Raw genomic sequence first — 24,388 nt, 5'->3', positions numbered from 1 at the left:
CAACGACAGGGGCGGGGAAAGGTCAAGCAGTTTCGCCCTTCCCCGGCAGGAGTGCCGATCAATTCGCAACGAGCCGGTCGCGCGGCGGAACCGAAGGGCGGCGGCACCCGTATTGCCGGGGCGGCCGGGCGGGCTTCCCCGTCTAGCGTGCCTTCACGCCGATGCGGATCGCTTCGCGATGCTGGTCGCGGTGGGTGGTCAACCAGCGGACCAGATCGCCAACCGGCATCGGCTTTGCAACGACGTACCCCTGCACATGGCCGCATCCCAGTTGCGCCAGAAGGGCATGCTCGGCGGGTGTCTCGACCCCTTCTGCAAGCGTATCTAGCCCCAGACGCTCTGCCAGTGAGAGGATGGCCATGACCAGCTTCTGCTGGTCGCGGTTCTGGTCCACATCCTGCACGAAACTTCTGTCGATCTTCAGCCGGTTCAGTGCAAAGCGGCGGATTGCGGTGATCGAGGAATTGCCGGTGCCAAAGTCGTCCAGGTCGACGGCGCAGCCCAGTGCCGAGATCCGGCCGATGTTCGAGGCTATGACGTCATCTCCATCCCCAGCCACCACCGATTCCAGCACCTCGACCGTCAGCCGCGACGGCGCCAGTCCATATCGGTCAAGCGTCCAGCGCAGGCGGTCGGGCAACTGCGGATCGCGCAGTTCCGGACCCGAGAAGTTGACCGCCACGGTCGGCAGATGCAAACCGCGACGGTCGAGTTCGACAAGCGCAGCCAGCGATTGGGCCAGCATGGTCTGGCCCAGAAGCTCCATCAACTCGGACCCCTCGATGGCGGGCAGGAAACTGCCGGGCGCAAGCAGGCCGCGCTCGGGGTGCTGCCAGCGGACTAGGGCTTCGATCCCCGAAACCTCGCCGCTGTCGGTGGAAAGCTGCGGCTGGAACCAGGCCTGGATCTCGCCCCGGTCGACCGCCTGGGAAAAGCCCGACCGCAAGGCATCGCGGTCGGCCCGCGCCCGGGCAAGATCGTCCGAATAGCCGCGGATCGCGCCAGGACGGTTACGGGCAGCCTCGTCCGCTGCAACCTGGGCCGCGTCCAGAAGCGAGCGACCGGACGGCTGCCGGAGTTGGGCCGAATGGCAAAAGCCGACCGAGCAGGTCACTTGCGCCGGTCCGTCGGCAAGGTTCATCGGCTGTTGCACCACCAGGTGCAGCCGGGCCGCGATACGCACCATGATTTCGGCATCCAGCCGAGGCGTGGCCGAGAGCGCCACCGCCAGACTGCCATCTTCCATCGGGAAAAGCATGTCGCCCGGACGCAACGCCCCGCGAAGCCGGCCAATGGAGGCGGCAAGAATTTCGCACTGCCGGGTCCGGCCCAGACGGTCGGCCAGATGTGCGGGATCGTCGAACTGGATCACCAGGCACCCGGTCGCGCCGCCTTTCGTCCGGATTTCGGCCAGCGCCCGGTCCAGACGGTCGATCACCTGGTCCGAAACCGCAACCGGCGGGGCGCGCAGCAGGTGCGCCCGATAGGCCATCACCCAGAACGGCAGCAAGGCCGCAAGCATGATCAATCCGGCTTCGCCCCCCGCCCAATAGGCCGCGAGACCAAGGACGGGTAGCATGGCGATGATCTGCCAAGGCAGGTCGGACCCGCGCGGAAACGCAAACATCATGGCAGCCGGTCCCTTCTGTCAGCGGGCGCAGGGCCCGCGGCTTGGGGTCAGGCTAGCCGGATGTTCATGATCGGTTCCTTAATGCTCGCCCGAAAGTTGCGTAGAATTTTCGACATCTGCCAAGGCGGCCGCAAGGCCGGCGAAATGGAACAGCGCGGGGTCCGCCAGATGCGAGGGCTGCACGTTCATCAGTGACCGGAACATCACCTGGCGTCGGCCGGGGGTACGGGTTTCCCAGTCGTCCAGAAGCTTCTTCACCTGCGCGCGCTGAAGGCCTTCGTGACTGCCGCACAGATCGCACGGGATGATCGGGTAACCCATGCCTTGCGCGAACTTCTCGCAATCGGCCTCGGCCACGAAGGCCAGGGGGCGGGCCACGAACAGATCGCCGTCCTCGTTCAACAGGCGCGGCGGCATCGAGGCCAGTCGGCCACCGTGGAAGAGGTTCATGAAGAAGGTCTCAAGGATATCATCGCGGTGATGCCCCAGGACAACGGTCGAGCAACCTTCTTCGCGCGCGATGCGGTAGAGATTGCCGCGCCGGAGCCGTGAGCAAAGGCTGCACATCGTCCCGCCCGGCTTGATCTTGTCGATCACCACCGAATAGGTGTCCTTATATTCGATCCGGTGCGGCACACCCATCTTCGTCAGGAATTCCGGCAGGATGGTCGCCGGAAAGTTGGGCTGACCCTGGTCCAGATTGCAGGCCAGAAGGTCCACCGGCAGCAGGCCACGCCACTTCAGCTCGTGCAGGATCGCCAGCAGGGTGTAGCTGTCCTTGCCGCCCGACAGGCAGATCAGCCACCGGTCGCCGGGCTTCGCCATGCCATAGGTGTCGATCGCCTCGCGCACCTGTTGCAGCAGGCGCTTGCGCAGCTTGCGGAACTCCAGCCCCTTGGGCGCGCCGTGGAAAAGCGGGTGAATCTCGTCGGTGTCGTCAAGCATGGGGGCCTCGCAGGATGTGCCCTTATGCCAGAGGGGTGCTCCAAGGCAAAGACTTTGGAAATGGGCTGACCGATGCTATAATGGCCGCATTTGAACGACCATTTTATGGAGATCGCGATGGATTACATCTTTTGCGCCCGCAATACGACGCAGGGCAAATTCGGCTCGAACCCCGGCCAAACCAAGTTCCTGAAAGTCCCCCCGACCGCCGCCAGCCATACTCCGGCCATGGCAATCTCGCGCCCCGACTGGTTCAAGACGGTGATCGACATCGCCAAGACCAGCACCAGTGCAACCGGCAAGCCCGTCGGCGACGTCCTGATCTACATCCATGGCTACAACAACGCGCTGCAGACCGTCCTCGCCCGCCATCGGTTGATCCGCAAGGGGCTGGAGAGTTTTGGCTACAAGGGGGCCGTGGTCAGCTTCGACTGGCCCTGCGGAGATACGGCCCTCAACTACCTTGAGGACAGGGTCGACGCGCGCCTGACGGCCCTGCGACTGGTGACCGATGCCGTGACCGCCTTCGGGCGGATCCAGTCGACGGACTGCATGATCAGCACCCATGTCCTGGCCCATTCCATGGGGGCCTTTGTCCTGCGCGAGGCTTTCGACGATGCCGACGACCGCCCCGCCCTGGTGCAGCAGGGCTGGACCCTAAGCCAGGTCATGCTGGCGGGAGGCGATGTCTCGGCCAATTCGATGGGTGCCTCCGAAGTCAGCGCCTCGCTTTATCGCCATTGCATCCGGCTGACGAACTACTCGAACCCCTATGACGCCGCCTTGTCGATCTCGAACGCCAAGCGACTGGGGGTCTCGCCGCGGGTGGGTCGTGTCGGACTTCCTGCCAACTCGCCGACCAAGGCGGTGAATGTCGATGTCGGGACCCATTACGACGAGGACCGCGAGGATTTTGCCGGTATCCCGAACGCGGATCATGCGTTCTACTTCTCGTCCAACCGGGTGCTGCAGGATGTCTACCTTACCATCCAGGGCGAGATCGATCGCGCGGCGCTGCCGACCCGCTTCGCCGATGGCAGCGGGAAACTGCACCTGAAGCCCAAATCGATGAAGGTCTAGACGTGCTGGGCGCCGTTGACCTCGATCTCGGCGCCCGAGATGTAGCTGGACTGGTCCGAGCACAGGAACCAGATCGCGTCGGCCACTTCCTTGGGCTGACCCAAACGCCGCATGGGCAGTTGCTCGACGATCTTGTCGGTACCGGGGGACAGGATCGCGGTCTCCACTTCTCCCGGCGCTATGGCGTTGACGCGGACGCCCAAGGGTCCGAAATCATGGGCCATTTCCCGGGTCAAGGCCGCAAGCGCCGCCTTTGACGTGGCATAGGCGGCGCCCGCGAAGGGGTGCACACGGACCCCGGCGATGGAGGTCACGTTGACAATAGACCCCTTCGTCGCGGTCAACTCGTCCTTCAGCCCGCGGGCGAGGATGACCGGGGCGAAGAAGTTGACGTGGAAGACATGGCCCCAGGTGCGCAGGTCGGTGGTCATGGTGTTCAGCCGCGCGCCTTCCGGACCCTTGGGGCTGATCCCGGCGTTGTTCACCAGGGCATGGATGCGGCCGCCGACCTTGGCCTTGATCGTCTCGATCGCCGCGATGGTCTTGTTCGGGTCTGCCAGGTCGATCTCGATGTGATTTTCTTCGCCTCCCGGCCAGGGGCAGCGCGGGTCGAAGGGCTGGCGCGAGCAGGTCAGGACCCGCCACCCCTCGGCCGAAAACCGCTTGACGGTGGCATGGCCAATCCCGCGGCTTGCGCCGGTCAGGACAAGGGTCTTCTGTTCGGACATAGAAGTCTCCTTTATGGGGGAAGGCTACCCTTCCCCACGGGGAAGGCAAGGCTTGGCCGATAAGACTTGGCCGATAAGACTTGGCGGGGGGTCGGAAAAAGCATATGCGGCGCGAAGAGACGGAGGCCCCGATGAAGCAGCAGACCCTGACCCCGGAAGATGCCAAGACGACCGCCAAGATGCTGTCCGAGGCGCTCCCGTATCTTCAGCGCTTCGAGGGCGCGGTGGTGGTGGTCAAGTTCGGCGGCAACGCGATGGGCGACGACGCGGCGATGGCCGAATTTGCCCGCGACATCGTGCTGATGAAGCAGGTCGGCGTGCATCCCGTCGTGGTCCACGGCGGCGGGCCGATGATCAACGAGATGCTGCAAAAGCTTGGAATCAAATCCGAATTCGTGCGCGGCAAGCGGGTGACGGACAAGGCCACGGTGCAGGTTGTGGAAATGATCCTGTCGGGCCTGGTGAACAAGCGGATCGTGCAGGCGATCATGGATGCGGGCGGTCGGGCCGTGGGCATTTCCGGCAAGGACGATGACCTGATGGTCTGCGAGGCGGATGACCCCGAACTGGGCTACGTCGGCCGTCCCGTGGAAATGAACGTGCAGGTCCTGCGCGACCTTTACAACGCCGGGATCATCCCGGTGGTGGCCCCCGTGGCGACGGGGATGAAGGACAACGAGACCTTCAACGTGAACGGTGACACGGCGGCGGGGGCCATCGCAGGCGCCTTGCAGGCGGACCGTCTGCTGCTTCTGACAGACGTGCCCGGCGTCAAGAACGCGGCCGGAGAGGTGATGACCCAGATCACGCCGGAGGAGATCCGCCAGATGACGGCGGACGGTGTGATCTCGGGCGGGATGATCCCGAAGACGGAAACGGCACTGATGGCGATCGACCAGGGGACGCGGGCGGTGACGATCCTGGATGGCAAGGTGCCGAACGCCTGCCTTCTGGAGTTGTTCACTGACCACGGGGCCGGAAGCCAGATCCGGTCGACCGAACCCAGGATAAAACCCCACGCACGGCGCTGACCGGCGCGAACCCGCGGGCGGACAGTTAACCGGCTGAAACGGCGGGGTTTTCAGCGTATCCTTTGCGTATTCATTGCGTATTCATTCCATGCATACGCGCGCCCGGGCTTGCGGTTCTTAACCATCGGCCGCGAATCGCGTATATGCCTTCCGTATGGAGCAGGAACTTCTTTGGCGTGGCGGGGTGTTCCTGACGCTCTTTGCCCTCTTTGCGGGGCTGGAGGCGCTGGTCCCGCGCCGACCCCGCGCGCTGACGCGCAGGCGGCGTTGGGCGACCAATCTGGCCATCACGGTCTTGAACACCCTGGCGCTGCGGGGCCTGGCCATTCTTCTGCCACTGCTTGCCATCGGAGCGGCGTTTGACGCCCAGGCGCAGGGCTGGGGGCTGCTGAACCGGCTGGACTGGCCGGGCTGGCTGGAACTGGTGCTGGCCGTCCTGATCCTGGACCTCGCGATCTGGGCGCAGCATCTGGTGACGCACAAGGTGCCCCTCTTCTGGCGGTTTCACCGGGTCCACCATGCCGACCGCGACATGGACGTGACCACGGGCTTCCGCTTTCATCCGGTCGAGATCCTGGCCTCGATGGGGCTGAAGATCGGGCTTGTCTATCTGCTTGGCCCCTCGGCGCTGGCGGTGCTGGTGTTCGAGATCCTGCTCAGCGGCACGGCGCTGTTCAACCACTCGAACCTTGCCTTGCCGGGGCCGGTGGACCGGGCCTTGCGGCTGGTGCTGGTGACGCCCGACATGCACCGGGTCCACCACTCGGTGAACCGCGAGGAGCATGACAGCAATTACGGCTTCTGCCTGTCGGTTTGGGACCGGATTTTCCGCACTCATGTGCCACAACCGAAGGCGGGACATGACGCGATGACCGTGGGGCTGGAATGGCAGGACGAGAGACCGGCGAAACTGGGGTGGGCGCTGGGCTTGCCCTTCCGGCGCTAGAGGCGCGGCTGGCCGAAGAGCGGCTGGAGGTGCTGGGCGGTTTCGCCGTGGCCGAGGGCGAGGCGGGCTTTCCGGCGGGCACCAGAACCCTGCTGATGCTGGGGCCGAGGGAGCCGGGCTTCTGGCCACATCTGCAGGCGCAGCCGGAGTGGGGCGAACCGGACCCGGTGGACCGCTGGTCGCGCCGGGTGATCGGGCGGATCGCCTGCGATCTTGGGGCGAAGGCGCTGTTTCCGTTCGGGGGGCCACCCTATCATCCGTTCTACCAGTGGGCCTTGCGGACGGGCAGGGTCTGGGACAGCCCGGTGCGGCTGCTGGTTCATGCCGGGCAGGGGCTGATGGTCAGCTTTCGCGGGGCTTTGGCCTTGAAGGATGTCGTCGCGGTGCCGCCCCCGGTGGCCCGGCCCTGCGAGACTTGTGCCGCCCCCTGCCTGACCGCCTGCCCGGTGGGCGCGCTGACCGGGGCGGGCTATGACCTGCCGGCCTGCCACGCTTTCCTGGACCGACCGGAAGGGGCGGAGTGCCTGTCCGCCGGCTGCCTTGTGCGCCGCGCTTGCCCGCTGTCGCAAAGCTATGCAAGACTGCCCGAACAGTCGGGTTATCACATGAGGCAGTTCCACAGATGAAGCGCTTGATCCTGACGCGGCATGCGAAATCTTCCTGGGACGACCCGCTGACCCCCGACCATGACCGCCCGCTGAACGAGCGCGGCAAGGCCGCGGCGGCGGACCTGGGGCAGTGGCTGGCGAGCCGGGACTATGTGCCGGGAGAGGTCCTGTGTTCTGATGCGGTACGCACCCGGAAGACCTTCTCGGGCATCGCGCCCGCGCTGCCGGGGGCTCCGGTGCTGGAATTGAAGCCGGCGCTCTATCATGCCGGTCCGGATGTGATGATGGCGGTCTTGCGGCATGGCAAGGCGGACGTGGTGATGATGATCGGGCACAACCCCGGCATCGCGGAATTCGCGGCGCGGTTGGTCGCGCATCCGCCTGCCAACGCGGAGTTTGCGAGATATCCGACGGGGGCCACTCTGGTGGCGGATTTCGACGTCACGGACTGGACGGACGTCACCTTCGGATCCGGGGTGACGGTGGATTTCATCGTCCCGCGCGAGATCGCGGTCTGATCGCTGCCCACGCGAGGCGGCTGTCGGATTAAATGTGAAATCAACGGGTTGATCGACCGCGTTAGCGTGGGCTTTACCATGCCCTCTGCTGTGTACCTTGAACGGGGAGCCGCCTCGGGGGGCATCGAGCTCCCGCTTGGCGGCGCATCCGCGGGCGTTTGTTGATCGCGGGCTGGTGGCGGCGGCGGAGCCTCCGGCGGGGATATTTCAGCCAGTATGAAAGCGTTGTGCGTGGTCGCCGGGCGGCGGGGCGCTATCTCTCGCTTCTGATCGGGAGGCGTGATGCGGGCATTGGTTGTTGGGGCGTCGGGCGGGATTGGTGCGGCTTTGATCGCAGCCTTGCGGGAGCGTGGCGAGGTGGTCGGACTGTCGCGGTCTGCGGATGGGCTGGACGTGACGGACGAGGGTTCGGTCGCGGCGGCGCTGGGCGGGTTGGAGCCGGGCTTCGATCTGATCGTGGTGGCAACCGGGGCACTGGTCATCGATGGAGCAGGGCCGGAAAAGACGCTGCGGGCGCTGGATCCGCAAGCTTTGGCGATGCAGTTCGCGGTCAATGCGATCGGGCCGGCTTTGGTGATGAAGCACGCGCTGCGGCTGCTGCCCCGGGATCGGGTCAGTCGGCTGGCGGTGCTGTCGGCGCGGGTGGGGTCGATCGGCGATAACCAGCTGGGCGGCTGGTACGGCTACCGGGCGGCGAAGGCGGCGCTGAACCAGCTGGTGCGGACCGCGTCGGTCGAGGCGCGCCGCACGCATCCTCAGTCTGTTCTGGTGGCGCTGCACCCCGGGACGGTTGAGACGGGGCTGGCTCCGGCCCTGCGGGCGGGGCATCCGGCGGTCACGGCGGAGGCGGCGGCGGGGAACCTTCTGCGCGTGCTGGAGGGGTTGGGGCCGGAGGATACGGGCGGGTTTTATGACTGGAAGGGCGAGGTCGTGCCGTGGTGAGGCTGGTCCTTGTCCTTGGCGACCAGCTGACAGCGGACGTGGCGGCGCTGAAGGCGGCGGACAGGGCGCGGGATGTCGTGGTGATGGCCGAGGTGATGGGTGAAGGCACCAGCGTGCCCCACCATCCGCAGAAGATCGCGCTGATCCTCGCGGCGATGCGGAAGTTCGCTGTGGCGCTGCGCGAAGCGGGCTGGCGGGTCGCCTATTCCCGGTTGGACGACGCGGAGAATTCCCAGACGATTTCCGGCGAGCTTCTGCGGCGGGCGGTGGAGTTTGGCGCGTCCGAAGTGCTGGCGACAAAACCGGGGGAATGGCGGGTTCTGCAGGACCTGGAGGCGCTGCCGGTGCCGGTGCGGGTGCTGGAGGACGACCGGTTCATCTGTTCGCAGGCCGAGTTCGCGACCTGGGCCGAGGGCCGCAAGCAGCTGCGGATGGAGTGGTTCTACCGCGAGATGCGCCGGAAGACCGGGCTGTTGATGGAGGGGGACCAGCCGGCCGGCGGCCAGTGGAACTTTGACCACGACAACCGGAAGCCTGCCAAGGCGGACCTCCTGCGTCCGCGGCCCGGCGACTTCGCGCCGGATGCGGTGGTGGAGGAGGTGCTGGCGCTGGTCGAGGCGCGGTTCGCGCATTTCGGGCGGCTCAGGCCGTTTCGCTGGGCGACGGACCGGGCCGGGGCGCTGCAGGCTTTGGGCGAGTTCGTCGAGGAGCGGCTGGCGCGGTTCGGGGCGGAACAGGACGCGATGCTGGAGGGGGAAGCTTTCCTCAGCCATGCGTTGATCTCGCCTTACATGAACATCGGGCTTCTGGGGCCGCTGGAGGTGTGCCAGGCCGTGGAGGCGGCTTGGAAGGCCGGGAGGATTCCCATCGCGGCAGCGGAGGGGTTCATCCGGCAGGTCATCGGCTGGCGGGAGTATGTGCGGGGGATCTGGGCGCTGAAAGGGCCGGAGTATCTGGAGGGGAACGCGCTGGACCACAGGCGCGCGTTGCCTCGGGTCTACTGGGGGGCGGAGACGGGGATGGCCTGCATGAAGGCCGCCATCGGGCAGACGCGGGACCTGGCCTATGCCCACCATATCCAGCGTCTGATGGTGACGGGGAATTTCGCGTTGCTGGCGGGGGTGGACCCGGCGGAGGTGCATGAGTGGTATCTGTCGGTCTATGTCGATGCCTTCGAATGGGTCGAGGCGCCGAACACCATCGGGATGAGCCAGTTTGCGGATGGGGGGCTTCTGGGATCGAAGCCCTACGTGTCCAGCGGGGCCTATATCGACCGGATGTCGGATCACTGCGCGGGATGCCGGTACCGGGTGAAGGAAAAGGTCGGGGAGCGGGCCTGCCCCTTCAACCTTCTCTACTGGCATTTTCTGGACCGGCACCGGGAACGGTTCCAGGGGAACCCGCGGATGGGGCAGATGTACCGGGTCTGGGACGGGATGGACGCGGGCCACCGGACGGCGGTTCTGGCCGGGGCGGAGGCGGTGCTGGGGCGGCTGGATCGGGGCGAGGTCGTCTGAGGCGGTCGAACCGGCGGGGGCGGCCTGCTGGCAGTGACCACGGTGGGCGTCCTTGCTTCCTTTCGTCTTTTCAACGGCTTGCCTGCGGGCGTTCAGGGTTTCTTAACGATTGCCGGATGCCAGGGGGCGCGACAGCCTGCCACGAGGGGGGCGGGTGGGGTGTTTGCCTCGCTGTGCCGCACCATCGGCGCACCCCTTGGGGTGCTCCCAGAGGTCTTCAGGCAAAACGTTCGCGCTGATCGCGGATGCGCCGATCCTGCAAAAGCCGCGACAGGCTTGATTTTGGCCGCTGGTCTGCGCTGAATTTAGCGAAGTTTTTAAAGGGTGCGGGATGGACAAGGCAGCGGTGGCGCGGGTGCATCGGCGGGAAGAGGCAGCGCAGGGGTTTCCGCTGCTGCGGGGGTGTCCTTCGACTGTCGTGCTGCGGCGGCTGGCGCTCCTGGACACCATGAGCGACCTGGAACGGCGGGTCTATGCCGACCAGCTTTCGGTGCTTGCCGAGGCGCAGGCGGCCGCCCCATTGGCACCGGCCGGTCGGATGGCCCTGCTGGCCCGGTTGCCGCTGGTGGCGGGAGTAGAGACGGCGGCACCGGGGCGGCCGGATCTGCGGTTCCAAGGCGTGAAGTCGCTGGCGCGGCTTGCCGCAGAGCCGGGGGGGATCGATGCCTTCATCCGGATGCAGGGACTGGCGGGAGTGGCGGCGGAACCTCCGCTGCCACATGTGCCGACCTTCGAGGCGGCGGTGCCGGTGGCTCCGGGCCGGTTGCGCAAGGCGGTGCTTGGGTCGTTGCAGGCGCGGTTCGGCGGGACCGCACGCAAGGTGGGTGCGGATCTGGAGCAGTTGGAGGCGGCGCTGCCGCGGGGGCGGATGGTGCTGAACCTCGGGTTGGGCGGCAAGGGCGTGGGCGCGATGTCGCGGCAACTGCACTACAGCCTGTGGGCCGAACTGGACGGGGTCCGGATGGCGCCGACGGCCTATGAAACGGTCTGGCTGCTGCCGGCGCTGTGGGACCTGATCACGGTCGCGAACGTGGAGGCCGTAGCTGCGCACCTGGTGCGGGTGGTGGAGGCGAGGCTGGCGCTGGAAGGCTAGGCTGGCGCTGGAAAGCTAGGCCTGGGCGCGCAGAAGCAGGAGGACTCCACCAAGCAGGATCGCGATGCCGGTGAGTTGCCGGCCGGTGGCGCGTTGGCCAAAGGCGACGCGGGCAACGAGAAGGGCGAGGACGACCTCGACCAGCGCGAGGGTACGGACGTTGGCGGCGGTGGTCAGGGCAAAGCCGGTGAACCAGAAGGCGGAGGCGAGGGCCCCGAGGAAGCCAGCGGCGAGCGAGGGCAGGAAGGCGCGGGCGCTGCCGGTCAGGGCGGCGCGGTCCTTAAGGGCGAGCCAGGCGCCGAGAACGAGGGTCTGAAGCGCGAGGGAGAGGACGAGGATGGTCAGCGCGCGGATCAGGAAGCTGCCGTCCGGGAGGGCGGTGATGGCACCGCGGAAGCCGATGGCGGAGAGCCCGAAGCAAAGTCCGGCGAGAAGACCCAGGGTGGCGGGGCGGAGGTCGGTCAGGAGGCTGCGGCCCTGACCGGGCTTCAGGGTCATGACGAGGACCCCCGCGACGGCGACGGCGATGGCGGCGAGCATCGGGAGGGTCAGGGGCTCTCCCAGCACGGCCCAGCCGATGAGGGCGACGAGGACGGGCTCGATCTTCAGCCAGGCGGTGACGATGCCGAAGCCTTGCGTCCGCATCGCCTGCAGCATCAGGGCGGTGGCGGCGATCTGGGCCAAGGCGCCAAGGGCGGCGAAGGTCAGGGCGCTGGATGTGAGGGTGGGCAGAGGCGCGCCGCTGGCCCAGAGCGCCAGGACGAGGAAAGCGCAGGCGAAGGGCAGGCCGTAAAGGAAGCGGACATTGGTGGCGCCAAGGGTGCCGAGCCGTTCCGTCAGCCCGCGCTGGGCGGCGTTACGGCCGGTCTGGGCCAGGGCTGCGGCAAGGGTGACCGGAATCCAGAGGAAGTCCATCGGGGCACGACGCTGGGAACGGGGCGGAGGGGTAGGGTGGGCAATGCTGCCCACCCCACGATCATGGCATCGGGGACGGCGGTCAGGTCCCGCGGATCGTGTCGATCATCAGCTGCACGTTGTCGGGGTGCGCTTCGGGCGTGATGCCGTGGCCGAGGTTGAAGATGTGGGGCCCCTTGGAGAAGGCGCGGACGACGTGCTGGGTCGCGGCGATCAGCGCCTGGCCGCCGGTCACCATGTGCTCGGGCGCGAGGTTGCCTTGCACGCAGCCGTCGATCTGGACATTGGCGGCGGCCCATTCCGGGCTGACCGAATTGTCGATGGCGACGCAATCGGCCCCGGTGCGATGGGCAAAGCCGATGTAGCCCTGGGCGGCTTCCCGCGGGAAGGCGATGATCGGGATGCCGGGATGGCGGGCTTTCAGGGCCGAGATGATCTGCTGCGCCGGCGCTTCCGCAAAGTCGCGGAAGTCCTGGCCTTTCAGGCTTCCGGCCCAGCTGTCGAAGAGCTTCACCACCTCGACCCCGGCGTCGATCTGCGCCGATAGGTATTCGATGGTCGCCTCGGTGATCTTGTCGATCAGCGCCTGGAAGGTGGGACGGTCCTGGGTTTTCAGGACATGGGCGGCGGCCTGGTCCTTGGAGCCCTTGCCGGCGATCATGTAGGTGGCGACGGTCCAGGGGGCACCGGCAAAGCCGATGAGCGTGGTTTCCGCGGGAAGTTCGCGGACGAGAATGCGGATGGTCTCGTAGACCGGGTTCAGCGTGTCGTGGATCGCCTCGGTCGGCTTCAGGTTGGCGACCTGACCCGGGGTATCCGTCGTCTCCATCCGCGGGCCTTCGCCGGTCTCGAACCAGAGCTTCGGGCCAAGCGCCTGGGGCAGGAGCAGGATGTCGGCGAACAGGATGGCCGCGTCAAAGCCGTAGCGGCGGATCGGTTGCAGGGTGACCTCGGCCGCAAGCTCGGGGTTGTAGCAGAGCGAGAGGAAATCACCGGCCTTGGCGCGGGTTTCGCGGTACTCGGGCAGGTAGCGGCCAGCCTGGCGCATCATCCAGATCGGGGGGGTGGGCAGCACCTCGCCCTTGAGCGCGCGCAGGATCAATTTGGTCATGTCTAGCCTCTTTGCTTCGCGTCATGGGTCGGCTGTGGGGGCGTTGTTGTCAAGAGTTGTCAGGCGCGCGTGACACGGGTAAGCCTAGCGCCATGAGCGATGATCTGCCCACCCCCGCCCGCCCGCTGAAGATCGGCACCCGTGGTTCGCCTCTGGCCCTGTGGCAGGCGCATGAGACCAGGGCCAGGCTGATGGAGGCGTTTGGCCTGCCCGAAGCGGCCTTCGAGATCGTGGTGATCAAGGTCACCGGCGACCAGATCCAGGACAAGGCTTTGCGCGAGATCGGGGGGAAAGGTCTTTTCACTCGCGAGATCGAGGAGGCTTTGCTGGACGGCGGGATCGACATCGCGGTCCATTCGATGAAGGACATGCCGACCTTGCAGCCCGAGGGGCTGGTGCTGGACTGCTATCTGCAGCGCGCGGATGTGCGGGACGCGTTCGTCTCGCCGCATTACGGGTCGATTGCGGACTTGCCGCAAGGGGCGACGGTCGGCTCGTCGTCCTTGCGGCGGCGGGCGCAACTGGCGCTGCGGCGGCCGGACCTGAAGCTGGTCGAGTTCCGGGGGAACGTGCAGACCCGGATGCGCAAGCTGGAGGAGCGGGTGGCGGATGCGACGTTCCTGGCCATGGCGGGGCTGACGCGGCTGGGGATGGCGGAGGTGGCCCGGGGGGCAATCGCGCCGGAGGAGATGCTGCCGGCGGTCGCGCAGGGCGCGATCGGGATCGAGCGGCGGTTGGCGGATACCCGCGTGGCGGCGCTGCTGGCGGCGATCCACCACGGCGAGACCGGGTTGCGACTGGCGGCGGAGCGGTCGTTCCTCGCGACGCTGGACGGGTCCTGCGAGACGCCCATCGCCGGTTTGTCGGTGATCAACGGGACGGAGTTGTGGCTGCGGGGGGAAATCCTGCGGCCGGATGGCTCGGCCTCGGTGGCCGGGGAGCGGCGGGGGCCGGTCGGCGAGGGCGTGGAGATCGGGCGGGTGCTGGCAGAGGAACTGCTTGGGCGCGCGGGGCCGGGGTTCTTCGACTGATCGTGACGTCCGAAGTCGGAAAAGTGCAGGTCGGCCTGCCGATGGGCTGCGAGCGGATTTGCTGCAGTCGTGCAAGTCGGCCCGTTCTCCGGTAGAGCCCTCCCATGCCCAAGCCTCTTGATCCCCAGCTGGACGATGCCTTGCGCAAAGCGCTGGCCGAGCCGCCCCAAAGGGTGCGGCGGGTGGAGCTTGCGGATGGGCAGCGGTTCTGGCTGAAGCGGGTGGAGCGGCTGACGGGACGGCTGCGGCTGCAGAAGGGCGACCCGGGCCGGGCCTTTGCGGCAGAGCGGGAGGGGTTGCACGCGCTGGCAGCAGCGGGCCTGCCGGTGGCGGGGATTGCCGCCGAGGGGGTGGACTGGGTCCTGATGGCCGACGCGGGACCGATTTTGCCCGAAGTGGTGGCGGACCCAACTTGGGGTGAGGCTGAAAAGCTGCGCGCCTTTGCCGAGGCCGGTCGGGCATTGGGGCGGCTCCACTGGGCGGGGATGGCGCATGGCCGACCCGCCGTTCGGGATGTGTGCTGGGATGGTCGCGCGGCGCGGTTCATCGACCTGGAGCGGTTCCGGCGGGCAAAGCGCGCCGGGTTCTGGCAGGCGGCGGATGTGGTGATGTTCGCGCAGACGGCGTTCACGCTGTGGCCGGATGAGCCGCGCTGGCTGGAGGCGGCGCTGGGTGCCTATGCGGTGTCGGCACCCGAGGGAGCCATGGCCTCGGTCCGGCGGCTGGCAGGGTGGCTGCGGCCGCTGGGCTGGTTGGCGGCGGGGTTATCGTTGCTGCGACCGGGAAGCCGGGAGCTGCAGGCGGTAGGGCTGACGCTGGCGCGGTTGCGGGGGTAGGGGCGGCTCGTCGTGCGACTTCGTCTTCTCCTCGTTGGGTTGCCAGCGAGGAGTGACGACGTCATCGACGAGCGGGTGGTCAGGCGTGGATCGCGCCGTCGCCGCAGGCGAGGGCGGCTTCGCGGACCGCCTCGGACCAGGTCGGGTGGGCGTGGCAGGTCAGCGCCAGGTCCTGGGCCGAAGCGCCGAATTCCATCGCGACGCAGACCTCGTGGATCAGGTCGCCTGCGGCGGGGCCGATGATGTGACATCCAAGGATGCGGTCGGTGGTGGCGTCGGCGATCAGCTTGACGAAGCCCTCGGCCTGGAAGACGGCCTTGGCGCGGGCGTTGCCCATGAAGGGGAACTTGCCGACCTTGTAGGCTCGGCCTTCGGCTTTCAGCTGTTCCTCGGTCAGGCCGACGTTGGCGACCTCGGGCGTGGTGTAGATCACGCCGGGGATCACGCCGTAGTTCACATGGCCATGCTTGCCCGAGAGGACCTCGGCCACGGCCATGCCTTCATCCTCGGCCTTGTGGGCGAGCATCGGGCCGGCGATGGCGTCGCCGATGGCGTAGAGGCCGGGGATGTTGGTCTGCCAGTGGGCGTCGGTCTTGATGGTGCCGCGGGGGCCCATCTCGACGCCGAGGGCTTCAAGGCCGAGCCCGGCGGTGTAGGGTTTGCGGCCGGTGGCGACGAGGACGATCTCGGCTTCCAGCGAGGCTTCGCTGTCGTTCTTCTTCAGCTTGTAGGAGACGGTGGCTCCGCCGGCGGTCTTGGCGACCGACTGGACGGCCGCGCCGAGGACGAACTTCAGGCCCTGCTTGGTCAGGATGCGCTGGAAGGTCTTGGCGACCTCGGCGTCCATGCCGGGGGTGATGGCGTCGAGGTATTCGACCACGGTGACTTCCGTGCCGAGGCGGGCGTAGACGCTGCCCATCTCCAGCCCGATCACGCCTGCACCGATGACGACCATCGACTTCGGTACGGATTGGAGGGTCAGGGCGCCGGTGGAGGTGACGACGGTTTTCTCGTCCACTTCGACGCCGGGGAGGCTGGAAGCCTCGGACCCGGTGGCGATGACGATGTTCCGGGCCGAGTGGACCTCGTCGCCGACTTTGACCTGGCCGGGCGCGGGGATGGTTGCCCAGCCCTTGATCCAGGTGACCTTGTTCTTCTTGAACAGGAACTCGATCCCCTTGGTGTTGCCGTTCACCACGTCGTCCTTGTAGGCCTGCATCTTGGCCCAGTCGACCGTGGGATGTGCGCCCATCAGGCCCATCTTTTCGAAGTTCTCATGCGTCTCGTGCAGCATGTGGGTGGCGTGGAGCATCGCCTTCGAGGGGATGCAGCCGACGTTGAGGCAGGTGCCGCCGAGGGTCTCGCGCCCCTCGACGCAGGCGACCTTCTGGCCCAGTTGGGCGGCGCGGATCGCGGCGACGTAACCGCCGGGGCCGGCGCCGATGATAATGGTGTCGAAATCTGCCATGTTGGTTCCTTTGGTCGGGCGGCGGAGCCGGGGGTTTCACACCCCCGGACCCCCGTGGGATATTTGGTCAAAGATGAAAGGGTCAGATCAGGGCGGCCACGATCATCGTCAGGGTTGCGAAGAAGCCTACCGCCCAGATCGCCGAGCGCCAAGGGCGCCAGCCGAGGGCATAGGCGGGGATGTAGAGGATGCGGGCCGCGAGGTAGGTCCAGGCGGCGTATTGCGTGGTGGTGGTGGACTGGTCGCCGAGGGTCACCACGACGACGGCGAGGGTGAAGAGGATCAGCCCCTCGAAGTGGTTGTTCATCGCGCGTTGCAGGCGGCCCGTCAGGGTGGAAAGCTGCCGGGACGGCGGGCGGTCGCGGGGGCTGGAAGTGTAGCCGGTGCCAAGCTCGACGTTCGCGGGGATCGCGAAGGCGATGTACTGCACGGTCTGGAGGAGGCCGGCGAGGGCGAGGGCGGTCAGCTCGGGGGTCATGCGGTGGTCCTTGCGGGGCGAAGGCTGTCGCGGGTTTCGAGGAACCAGTCGTGGCAGGTGGCTTCCGCCTTGGCCACGCCGGGGAGGGCGCGGAGGCGGGCGAGTTCGGCTTCGACCTCGGGCCAGCGGCGGAGGATCGTGCGGTCCTGGGCCTCGTTCCGGTTGGCGCGGCGGTGCCAGGTGGAGCCGGGCAAATACTTTTCCCAGGCCGGACCCATGCCGCGGCCGCGCGCCTGTTTCAGTCGGAAGCTGTCGGTCGAGCGGATGGCGTAGTGGTTCACCACGGCGCCGCCGCGCAGGGCTGTGTCGATGGGCTGGTAGCGGGCGACGGGCTTGCCGAAGAGAGGGGCCGAGGACAGGGGTTCGCCCCCGGTGTTGACGGCGAGCGGGGTTTCCACGCGGGGCGCGGTGGGCATGTGGTCGGAGGCCGAGGCGAAGGCGCGGTGGCGGAAGAGCGACTTGAACTTGACGGTGGCCGGGTCGGGCGCGCGCTCGCAGGCGGTGAAGGCGCGGAGGGTTTCGCCGGGCCAGGTCTGGTGGCCGCTGTCGCCGAACAGGCGCCAGGGCAGCGCGATGGCGTGGGCGTCCCCGGCCCGTCTGACAAGGTCCTGGACGGGACCCGCGCCGGGGGCGATGTTCAGGAACTCGTCGCTGTCCAGATGGGCAAGCCAGTCGGCAGGGCTGGCGGCAAGATGCGCAAGGGCGCGCGCGATCCCGTGCTTCTGCGGCGGCTCACCCGTCGGGACGGGGTTCGGGAGGTGGTCGATCTGCCCGTGGTCGGCCAGAAGGTCGAGCAGGCGATCCGAACCGTCGTCGCAGTCGTTGGAGCAGATGACAACCTGGCCAAAGCCGATGACGCGGTGATAGGCCAGCCATTCCAGGACGTGGATGCCTTCGTTCCGCATGCAGGACATCAGCGCGACGGGGGTCATTTCAGGACCTCCGCCAGTTTCGGGTCAAGGATGAGCCGGTCGCGGCTGTCATAGGCCTGACGCCAATCGGGTCGCGTGGCGCAAAGCGCCTGAACCTCGGCCCAGGGGGTGTCATCGCCGGGCATCAGGACTTGGGGGTCGGCGGTGGTCGTGAAGGCGGCGACGGTCTCGCCGGGCATGTTGTGCGCGGCAAGGATCGCCGTGGCCGAGGCGATGTCGGCCTGCCAACCGGCAAGGATGCGGGCGTGGGTTTCGGGGTCAAGGGCGGAGCAGGTGAGAAAGACGCGATGCTCGGCGATGGCTTGCGAGAGCAGGATGTCGGCGGCGGGCGACCCGGTGGGGACGACCTGGGCCGACAGGGGGGTGGCAAGGAGGGCGGCCAGAGTGAGGGTGGCCAGAGTAAGGGCGGACCGGGTGGCGCGGGTCATGCAGCACCTCTGCCGAGAGCCAAGTCGGGGTAGGGGAACGGGCGCGCGGGACGGGCGTTGGCCCTGGGATCGGAGGTGCAGCGATGACGAAGACCATCCTGTTCGTGCAGGGCGCGGGCGAGGGCGTGCACGATGCCTGGGACGCGACGCTGGCCGCCAGTCTGGAGAGTGCGGTCGGGCCGGGTTTCCGGCTGCGCTATCCGAAGATGCCGGGCGAGGCCAATCCGGAGTATCGGCGCTGGAGTCCGGTGCTGCGGCTGGAACTGGCGGGGATGCGCGATGGCGACGTTCTGGTTGGCCATTCGGCGGGCGGCACGGTGCTGATCCACACGCTGGCCGAGCATCCGCCGGACTTCCGGCCGGGGGCGCTGGTGCTGATCGGCGCACCTTTCGTCGGGCCCGGAGGCTGGACGCTGGAGGAGATGCAGGTGCGCGAGGAGTTTGCCTTGCCCGAGGGGATGCCGGTCAGTCTCTGGCACGGCGAGGCGGACGCGGTGGTAGAGGTCGACCACGCCCGGCTTTATGCGAGCGCGGTGCCGCAGGCGGTGTTGCATCTGGTGCCGGACGGCGACCACCAGCTGGGCGCGGACCTTGCCGCCGTGGCGGCGGACATCCTGGCCTTGACGGGTGGATAGGCGGGTCATGCGGGGCCCTCGCAGGGGGTGCCCTGATGGAAGCGGAGGTGCCAGCGGCCTGAGGTGCGGTCCCAGAGGGAGGCTCGGTTGGCCCATTCGGTGCCGGAGGGGCGGCGGAGTTCGGAGCGGTAGGTGACGAGGGCGATTGTGGGGCTGACCTGGGTGACGGTAAGGGTGTGGAGGGTGGCGTCGATGGCCTGCGTCTCTCCGTTCGGGAGGAGGTCATCGCGCGTGTATCGACGCCCGGAGCGGCCGAATTCGTGGAAGTCGGGGGCGAAGGTGGCGTCCATCAGAGCGCGGTCGTGGCGGGTTTCCGTGACCCAGAGGGTGTGTTCGAGGGCGGCCAGGGTGTGGGTCATGGGTTAACTTTTCCCGGCCAGCCTTTGACGACGCCGGCAATGCCGACAAAGTTCAGGACTCCGTGGGCGTATCCGATCATTGCCGCGAACAGGTTCGGACCACCGGAGAAAGAGTCGATCAGGCCCCACAGGCACCAGACGGCAAAGACGGCCGCAAGTATCAGGTTTCCTCTTGGCAGGAGAAAAGCGAAGGCCGCGAGGACCAGAAAGTTGGGAATGGCCGAGATGACAACGCCGAAAGCGACCTCTGGTCCACGGGTGAAGAACCATGGGACGGCGGTCAGGAGGATGAAGAAGAGGAAGACCCCAAGCATGATCCGCGCGGCAAGGGTGGCCAATGGGAAGCGTCCCGATCCTCCCCAAAAGGGGGCAGGTGGGGCGCTTGTCGCGGCGGTGGGGGCGGGGTGGGGCATGGGGGTCCGGGGTGGATGTGGACGGTTGTGGTTGGCGTAGGGTGCGCTACAGCGCACCGGCGGATGGTGCGCTGTAGCGCACCCTACGTGGGAGGTTCCGGTCGACTTGGTGATTTCCACGCCTTCCAAAGTGCAAACACCGTCAAGGCTACACCTATCCCAGCCATTACATAGAACTTGGTCACTTTGTAGTATTGTGGGTCAGCTGGATCGTTCTCGATCAGCTTTGCTATCCCATAACAAAAGAGCGAAGTCGGAGCACCAAAGGAAGCTGCAAGGAGGTACTGACTTCTCGAGCTGAGTTTTCTCGGGCCAGCTTTTTTCGGAGCGTCGTCATGCGCCGCAAGACGGTACTCGGCGTTGTCTTTGCCTGATGACGAACCTTCGTCGATCATGTTTCCTCACTTAGGCGGGGCACGCCCCGCCCTAAGCATCACCGTAGGTCGGGCTCATCCCGACTCCCCTCACAAATCCATCAGCAGCCGACGCGGGTCCTCCAGCGCTTCTTTCACCCGCACCAGGAACGTCACCGCGCCTTTGCCGTCGACGATGCGGTGGTCGTAGCTGAGCGCGAGGTACATCATCGGGCGGATGACGATCTGGCCGTTCACCACGACGGGGCGGTCCTGGATTTTGTGCATGCCGAGGATGCCGGACTGCGGGGGGTTGAGGATGGGCGACGACATCAAGGAGCCATAGACGCCGCCGTTGGAGATGGTGAAGGAGCCGCCCTGCATCTCGGCCATCGACAGCTTGCCGTCGCGGGCGCGGAGGCCCAGTTCGGCGATCTTTTTCTCGATGGCGGCGAAGCCCATCTGGTCGGCGTCCCTCACCACCGGGACGACGAGGCCCGAGGGGGTGCCGACGGCGACGCCCATGTGGACGTAGTTCTTGTAGACCACGTCCTGGCCATCGATCTCGGCGTTGACCTCGGGGACTTCCTTCAGGGCGTGGGTGCAGGCCTTCACGAAGAAGGACATGAAGCCGAGCTTGACGCCGTGCTTCTTCTCGAAGGCGTCCTTGTATTCGTTGCGCAAGGACATGATGCCGGACATGTCGACCTCGTTATAGGTCGTCAGCATCGCGGCGGTGTTCTGGGCATCCTTCAGGCGACGGGCGATGGTGGCGCGGAGGCGGGTCATCTTGACCCGTTCCTCGCGCGCGGCATCGTCGGCGGGGACGGGCGCGCGGGGGACCGTGGCCGGAGCGGGCGCGGGGGCGGGGGCGGCAGCGGGGGCCGGGGTGGCGACCGCTTTGGCGACGTCTTCCTTCATTACCCGACCGTCGCGGCCGGTGCCCTTGACGGCGTCGGCGGAAAGACCGGCCTCGGCCATCGCCTTCTTGGCGGAAGGCGCGTTCTCGACGTCGGCGCGGGGGGTCATCTCCTCATGTCCCGCGCAGGGGGAGCCGATGGCGGCGGCGGCTTCGATCTTCGGGTCTTCCGTCACCGGTTTTTGCTCGGCCACCTTGGGGGCGGCGGCACCTTCGGTCACGATGGCCAGGCGGGCGTTGGCGGCCACGGTCGTGCCTTCGGGGGCGATGATCTCGGCCAGGACGCCCGTCACCGGTGAAGGGACCTCGACCGAGACCTTGTCGGTCTCAAGTTCGCAAAGCATTTCGTCCTGCTTCACCGCGTCGCCGGGTTTCTTGAACCAGGTGGATACGGTGGCCTCGGACACGGATTCGCCAAGGGCGGGAACCATCACGTCAGTCATTGTCAGTCTCCGGTCTTCGAGGTCAGTTCAGGCCCAGGGCCTGGGCGACGAGTTGCTGCTGTTCGTATTTGTGGCGCGAGGCGAGGCCCGTGGCGGGCGAGGCGCTGGCCTTGCGGCCCGCATAGGACATCCGGGTGGGCTTGGCCCTGATCTTGGTCAGGACGGCCTCGATTTCGGGCTCGATGAAGGACCAGGCACCCTGGTTCTTGGGTTCTTCCTGGCACCAGACGAAATCGGCCTTGGGGAAGCGGCTGAGTTCCTGGGTGAGGGAAATCGTCGGCACCGGGTACAGCTGTTCGACGCGGAGGAGGTAGGTATCCTCGATCCCCTGCGCGTCGCGTTCGGCCAGAAGGTCGTAGTAGACCTTGCCCGAACACAGGACGACACGCTTGATCTGGTCGTCGGCCTGCAGCTTTGCAGTGGAGTTGCCCTTCTGCGCGTCATCCCAGAGGACGCGGTGGAACGTGGAGCCGTCGGTGAAGTCTTCCGCGCGGGAGATCGCCATCGGATGCCGCAGAAGCGACTTCGGCGTCATCAGGATCAAGGGTTTGCGGTAGGTCCGGTGTAGCTGGCGGCGCAGGATGTGGAAGTAGTTCGCCGGGGTCGTGCAGTTGGCGACGATCCAGTTGTCTTCCGCGCTGAGTTGCAGGAAGCGTTCCAGACGGGCGGAGGAGTGTTCCGGGCCCTGGCCTTCGTAGCCGTGGGGCAGCAGCATCACCAGGCCCGACATCCGCAGCCATTTCGACTCGCCCGAGTTGATGAACTGGTCGATCATGATCTGCGCGCCGTTGGCGAAGTCGCCGAACTGCGCTTCCCACAGCGTCAGGGCGTTCGGTTCCGAAAGCGAATAGCCGTATTCGAAGCCAAGGACCGCGTATTCCGACAGCATCGAGTCGATCACCTCATACCGCGCCTGGCCGGGGCGGATGTGGTTCAAGGGGTAGTGGCGTTCTTCGGTCGTCTGGTCGACCCAGCCGGAATGTCGTTGGCTGAAGGTGCCACGGGTGCAATCCTGGCCCGACAGACGGACGGCGAAGCCTTCGGTCTGGAGCGAGCCGAAGGCCAGCGCTTCGGCGGTGGCCCAGTCGAAACCTTCGCCCTTGGCGAACATTTCCTTCTTGGCGTCCAGCTGACGGGTGACGGTCTTGTGCATGTCAAAGCCGTCCGGCACGCGGGTCAGGGCAGCGCCGACTTCGGCCATGGTCTCGGGTTTGATCCAGGTCTCGCCGCGCTGATAGTTGTTGAGGTCCTTGGTCGCCAGGTTCTTCCAGCGGCCGTCCAGCCAGTCGGCCTTGTTCGGGAGGAATGCTTTTCCAGCCTCGAACTCTTCGTTCAGGCGCGACTGGAAGGCGGCCTTCATGTCCTCGATCTCGCCTTCGGGGATCAGGCCGTCCGCGACCAGCCGTTCGGTGTAAAGCTGCAGCGTGGTCTTCTGGCGCTTGATGCGGGCGTACATCGCCGGGTTGGTGAACATCGGCTCGTCGCCTTCGTTGTGACCGAAGCGGCGGTAGCAGAAGATGTCGATGACCACGTCCTTGTGGAACTTCTGGCGGAACTCGGTCGCCACACGGGCAGCATGGACCACGGCTTCGGGGTCGTCGCCGTTGACGTGGAAGATCGGAGCTTCGACCATCAAGGCAATGTCGGTCGGGTAGGGCGAGGTCCGGCTGAAGGCCGGGGCGGTGGTAAAGCCGATCTGGTTGTTGACGATGATGTGGATGCAGCCGCCGGTGCGGTGGCCCTTGATGCCCGACAGTTGCAGGCATTCGGCCACGACGCCCTGACCGGCGAATGCGGCGTCGCCGTGCAGCAGGATCGGCAGGGCGGCGATGCGGTCGGTGGTGTCGTTCAGCTGGTCTTGCTTGGCGCGGACCTTGCCAAGGACGACGGGGTTCACCGCCTCAAGGTGGCTGGGATTGGCGGTGAGGGAAAGGTGGACCTTGTTGCCGTCAAACTCACGGTCACTGGAGGCCCCAAGGTGATACTTCACGTCGCCCGAGCCATCCACATCCTCGGGCTTGTAGGAGCCGCCCTGGAATTCGTGGAAGATCGCGCGGTAGGGCTTCATCATCACGTTGGCGAGGACGGAAAGGCGGCCGCGGTGCGGCATGCCGATGATCACGTCCTTGACCCCCAAAGCGCCGCCGCGCTTGATGATCTGCTCCATCGCCGGGATCAGGGCTTCGCCGCCATCAAGGCCGAAACGCTTGGTGCCCATGTATTTGACGTGGAGGAACTTTTCATAGCCCTCCGCCTCGACCAGCTTGTTCAGGATGGCCTTGCGGCCTTCGCGGGTGAACTGGATTTCCTTGCCGTAGCCTTCGATCCGTTCCTTCAGCCAGCCCGCCTGTTCGGGGTCGGAGATGTGCATGTACTGCAGCGCGAAGGTGCCGCAGTAGGTGCGCTTCACGATGTCGATGATTTCCCGCATCGAGGCGTGGGTCAGGCCAAGGACGTTGTCGATGAAGATCGGCCGGTCCATGTCGGCTTCGGTGAAGCCGTAGGATTTCGGGTCAAGCTCCGGCTGGTTGCCGCGTTCGGTCATCCCAAGCGGGTCGAGGTCGGCGGCAAGGTGGCCGCGGATCCGGTAGGCGCGGATGATCATGATCGCGCGGATGCTGTCGAGGACGGCGCGCTGGATCTGTTCCTCGGTCAACTGGACGCCCTGTTCGGCGGCCTTGGCAGCGATCTTCTGGCCCGCCGCTTTGGCTTCTTTCGCCGGGAGCGGGGCAGCCCATTCGCCGGTGAGCGCGGCGGTGAGGTCATCCACCGGCTGCGGCGGCCAGTCGGCGCGGGCCCAGCTGGGGCCTTGCGCGGCGCGCTTCGTGTCAAGCTCGCTGTCGCCGAGGGCCTTGAAGAACTCCGCCCATTGCGGATCAACGCTGGCCGGGTCGGCGGCGTGGCGGGCGGCCAGCTGGTCGACGTAATCGGCATTGGCCCCGTCAAGAAAGGACGAGGCAGTGAAGGCGGCGGTGGGGGATTGGTCGGTCATCGCGCGGTTCCTTGTGGGGCGGGGTCACCGCCGAGGA

25 protein-coding genes are annotated in these 24,388 nt (G+C 66.7%); 11 read left to right on the top strand and 14 right to left on the bottom strand.

Going from position 1 to position 24,388, the window contains the following annotated elements; all coding sequences use genetic code 11:
• Positions 1-142: 142 nt before the first annotated feature.
• A complete protein-coding gene (locus Q0C42_RS13695; RefSeq protein WP_295076838.1) occupies positions 143-1,627 on the bottom strand; it encodes a bifunctional diguanylate cyclase/phosphodiesterase in 1,485 nt (494 codons plus the stop codon).
• 81 nt (positions 1,628-1,708) lie between these two features.
• On the bottom strand, positions 1,709-2,575 hold the full coding sequence (gene ttcA / locus Q0C42_RS13690) for a tRNA 2-thiocytidine(32) synthetase TtcA (RefSeq protein ID WP_295076835.1): 867 nt from the start codon (positions 2,573-2,575) through the stop codon (positions 1,709-1,711).
• Positions 2,576-2,665: 90 nt separating this feature from the next.
• Between ttcA and Q0C42_RS13685 the strand changes: the two genes are divergently transcribed.
• Positions 2,666-3,655 carry an alpha/beta hydrolase gene (locus Q0C42_RS13685; RefSeq protein WP_295076832.1) on the top strand — a complete coding sequence of 330 codons (990 nt, stop codon included), beginning with the start codon at positions 2,666-2,668 and terminating at the stop codon, positions 3,653-3,655.
• Here the strand turns inward: Q0C42_RS13685 and Q0C42_RS13680 are convergent.
• Entirely contained in the window at positions 3,652-4,383 is a 732-nt protein-coding gene (locus Q0C42_RS13680; RefSeq protein ID WP_295076829.1) for an SDR family NAD(P)-dependent oxidoreductase, read from the bottom strand. The genes Q0C42_RS13685 and Q0C42_RS13680 overlap by 4 nt on opposite strands.
• A 131-nt stretch (positions 4,384-4,514) precedes the next feature.
• Here Q0C42_RS13680 and argB point away from each other — a divergent pair, with 131 nt between their 5' ends.
• The 7 genes from argB (at position 4,515) to Q0C42_RS13645 (ending at position 11,038) form a co-directional block, all read left to right on the top strand.
• A complete protein-coding gene (argB, locus tag Q0C42_RS13675) occupies positions 4,515-5,414 on the top strand; it encodes an acetylglutamate kinase (RefSeq protein ID WP_295076826.1) in 900 nt (299 codons plus the stop codon).
• Between the two features lie 154 nt (positions 5,415-5,568).
• On the top strand, positions 5,569-6,360 hold the full coding sequence (locus Q0C42_RS13670; protein WP_295076824.1) for a sterol desaturase family protein: 792 nt from the start codon (positions 5,569-5,571) through the stop codon (positions 6,358-6,360).
• Positions 6,330-6,986: a ferredoxin gene (locus Q0C42_RS13665; protein WP_295076823.1), complete on the top strand. Its 657-nt coding sequence runs from the start codon at positions 6,330-6,332 to the stop codon at positions 6,984-6,986. The genes Q0C42_RS13670 and Q0C42_RS13665 overlap by 31 nt, the downstream gene beginning before the upstream one ends.
• Positions 6,983-7,486: a histidine phosphatase family protein gene (locus tag Q0C42_RS13660; RefSeq protein WP_295076821.1), complete on the top strand. Its 504-nt coding sequence runs from the start codon at positions 6,983-6,985 to the stop codon at positions 7,484-7,486. Before Q0C42_RS13665 ends, Q0C42_RS13660 begins: the two co-directional genes overlap by 4 nt.
• Before the next feature lie 282 nt (positions 7,487-7,768).
• Entirely contained in the window at positions 7,769-8,428 is a 660-nt protein-coding gene (locus Q0C42_RS13655) for an SDR family NAD(P)-dependent oxidoreductase (protein ID WP_295076818.1), read from the top strand.
• Entirely contained in the window at positions 8,422-9,945 is a 1,524-nt protein-coding gene (locus Q0C42_RS13650) for a cryptochrome/photolyase family protein (protein ID WP_295076815.1), read from the top strand. Before Q0C42_RS13655 ends, Q0C42_RS13650 begins: the two co-directional genes overlap by 7 nt.
• Positions 9,946-10,276: 331 nt before the next feature.
• On the top strand, positions 10,277-11,038 hold the full coding sequence (locus Q0C42_RS13645) for a hypothetical protein (protein ID WP_295076812.1): 762 nt from the start codon (positions 10,277-10,279) through the stop codon (positions 11,036-11,038).
• 15 nt (positions 11,039-11,053) lie between these two features.
• Here the strand turns inward: Q0C42_RS13645 and Q0C42_RS13640 are convergent, their stop codons facing one another.
• Together Q0C42_RS13640 and hemE are read right to left on the bottom strand one after the other, a co-directional pair.
• Positions 11,054-11,953 carry an EamA family transporter gene (locus tag Q0C42_RS13640; protein WP_295076809.1) on the bottom strand — a complete coding sequence of 300 codons (900 nt, stop codon included), beginning with the start codon at positions 11,951-11,953 and terminating at the stop codon, positions 11,054-11,056.
• A gap of 82 nt (positions 11,954-12,035) precedes the next feature.
• The gene (gene hemE / locus Q0C42_RS13635) at positions 12,036-13,064 is read right to left on the bottom strand and encodes a uroporphyrinogen decarboxylase (protein WP_295076806.1); all 1,029 of its coding nucleotides are present in this window, start codon (positions 13,062-13,064) and stop codon (positions 12,036-12,038) included.
• 92 nt (positions 13,065-13,156) lie between these two features.
• On the opposite strand from hemE, the gene hemC reads away from it, so the two are divergent.
• Both hemC and Q0C42_RS13625 read left to right on the top strand, forming a co-directional pair.
• Positions 13,157-14,095, top strand: coding sequence for a hydroxymethylbilane synthase (hemC, locus tag Q0C42_RS13630; RefSeq protein WP_295076803.1), 939 nt, complete (start codon positions 13,157-13,159; stop codon positions 14,093-14,095).
• A 104-nt stretch (positions 14,096-14,199) separates the two neighbouring features.
• Positions 14,200-14,931, top strand: a complete 732-nt coding sequence (locus tag Q0C42_RS13625; RefSeq protein WP_295076800.1) for a serine/threonine protein phosphatase — start codon at positions 14,200-14,202, stop codon at positions 14,929-14,931.
• Between the two features lie 79 nt (positions 14,932-15,010).
• Here Q0C42_RS13625 and lpdA read toward each other — a convergent pair whose 3' ends face one another.
• From lpdA to Q0C42_RS13605, 4 genes are all read right to left on the bottom strand, one after another.
• Complete coding sequence (lpdA, locus tag Q0C42_RS13620) at positions 15,011-16,399, bottom strand: dihydrolipoyl dehydrogenase (protein WP_295076798.1); 1,389 nt, start codon at positions 16,397-16,399, stop codon at positions 15,011-15,013.
• Between the two features lie 82 nt (positions 16,400-16,481).
• Positions 16,482-16,877 carry an MAPEG family protein gene (locus Q0C42_RS13615; RefSeq protein ID WP_295076796.1) on the bottom strand — a complete coding sequence of 132 codons (396 nt, stop codon included), beginning with the start codon at positions 16,875-16,877 and terminating at the stop codon, positions 16,482-16,484.
• A complete protein-coding gene (locus Q0C42_RS13610) occupies positions 16,874-17,809 on the bottom strand; it encodes a glycosyltransferase family 2 protein (protein ID WP_295076794.1) in 936 nt (311 codons plus the stop codon). The genes Q0C42_RS13615 and Q0C42_RS13610 overlap by 4 nt, the downstream gene beginning before the upstream one ends.
• Entirely contained in the window at positions 17,806-18,237 is a 432-nt protein-coding gene (locus tag Q0C42_RS13605) for a hypothetical protein (RefSeq protein ID WP_295076791.1), read from the bottom strand. The genes Q0C42_RS13610 and Q0C42_RS13605 overlap by 4 nt, the downstream gene beginning before the upstream one ends.
• Positions 18,238-18,320: 83 nt before the next feature.
• Between Q0C42_RS13605 and Q0C42_RS13600 the strand changes: the two genes are divergently transcribed.
• Complete coding sequence (locus Q0C42_RS13600; RefSeq protein WP_295076788.1) at positions 18,321-18,872, top strand: alpha/beta hydrolase; 552 nt, start codon at positions 18,321-18,323, stop codon at positions 18,870-18,872.
• Between the two features lie 5 nt (positions 18,873-18,877).
• Here the strand turns inward: Q0C42_RS13600 and Q0C42_RS13595 are convergent, their stop codons facing one another.
• The 5 genes from Q0C42_RS13595 to Q0C42_RS13575 all read right to left on the bottom strand — a co-directional run bounded on the left by Q0C42_RS13595 (position 18,878) and on the right by Q0C42_RS13575 (position 24,351).
• Positions 18,878-19,231, bottom strand: a complete 354-nt coding sequence (locus Q0C42_RS13595) for a nuclear transport factor 2 family protein (protein ID WP_295076785.1) — start codon at positions 19,229-19,231, stop codon at positions 18,878-18,880.
• A complete protein-coding gene (locus tag Q0C42_RS13590) occupies positions 19,228-19,569 on the bottom strand; it encodes a hypothetical protein (protein ID WP_295076782.1) in 342 nt (113 codons plus the stop codon). The genes Q0C42_RS13595 and Q0C42_RS13590 overlap by 4 nt, the downstream gene beginning before the upstream one ends.
• 158 nt (positions 19,570-19,727) lie before the next feature.
• Complete coding sequence (locus tag Q0C42_RS13585; protein WP_295076779.1) at positions 19,728-20,039, bottom strand: hypothetical protein; 312 nt, start codon at positions 20,037-20,039, stop codon at positions 19,728-19,730.
• 69 nt (positions 20,040-20,108) lie between these two features.
• Entirely contained in the window at positions 20,109-21,359 is a 1,251-nt protein-coding gene (gene odhB / locus Q0C42_RS13580) for a 2-oxoglutarate dehydrogenase complex dihydrolipoyllysine-residue succinyltransferase (protein WP_295076777.1), read from the bottom strand.
• A gap of 22 nt (positions 21,360-21,381) precedes the next feature.
• The gene (locus Q0C42_RS13575; protein ID WP_295076774.1) at positions 21,382-24,351 is read right to left on the bottom strand and encodes a 2-oxoglutarate dehydrogenase E1 component; all 2,970 of its coding nucleotides are present in this window, start codon (positions 24,349-24,351) and stop codon (positions 21,382-21,384) included.
• Positions 24,352-24,388: the final 37 nt, after the last annotated feature.

It is taken from the genome of Tabrizicola sp. (assembly GCF_022842145.1).
Taxonomy (GTDB): domain Bacteria; phylum Pseudomonadota; class Alphaproteobacteria; order Rhodobacterales; family Rhodobacteraceae; genus Tabrizicola.
This window is presented reverse-complemented; position numbering and strand designations above follow the sequence as displayed.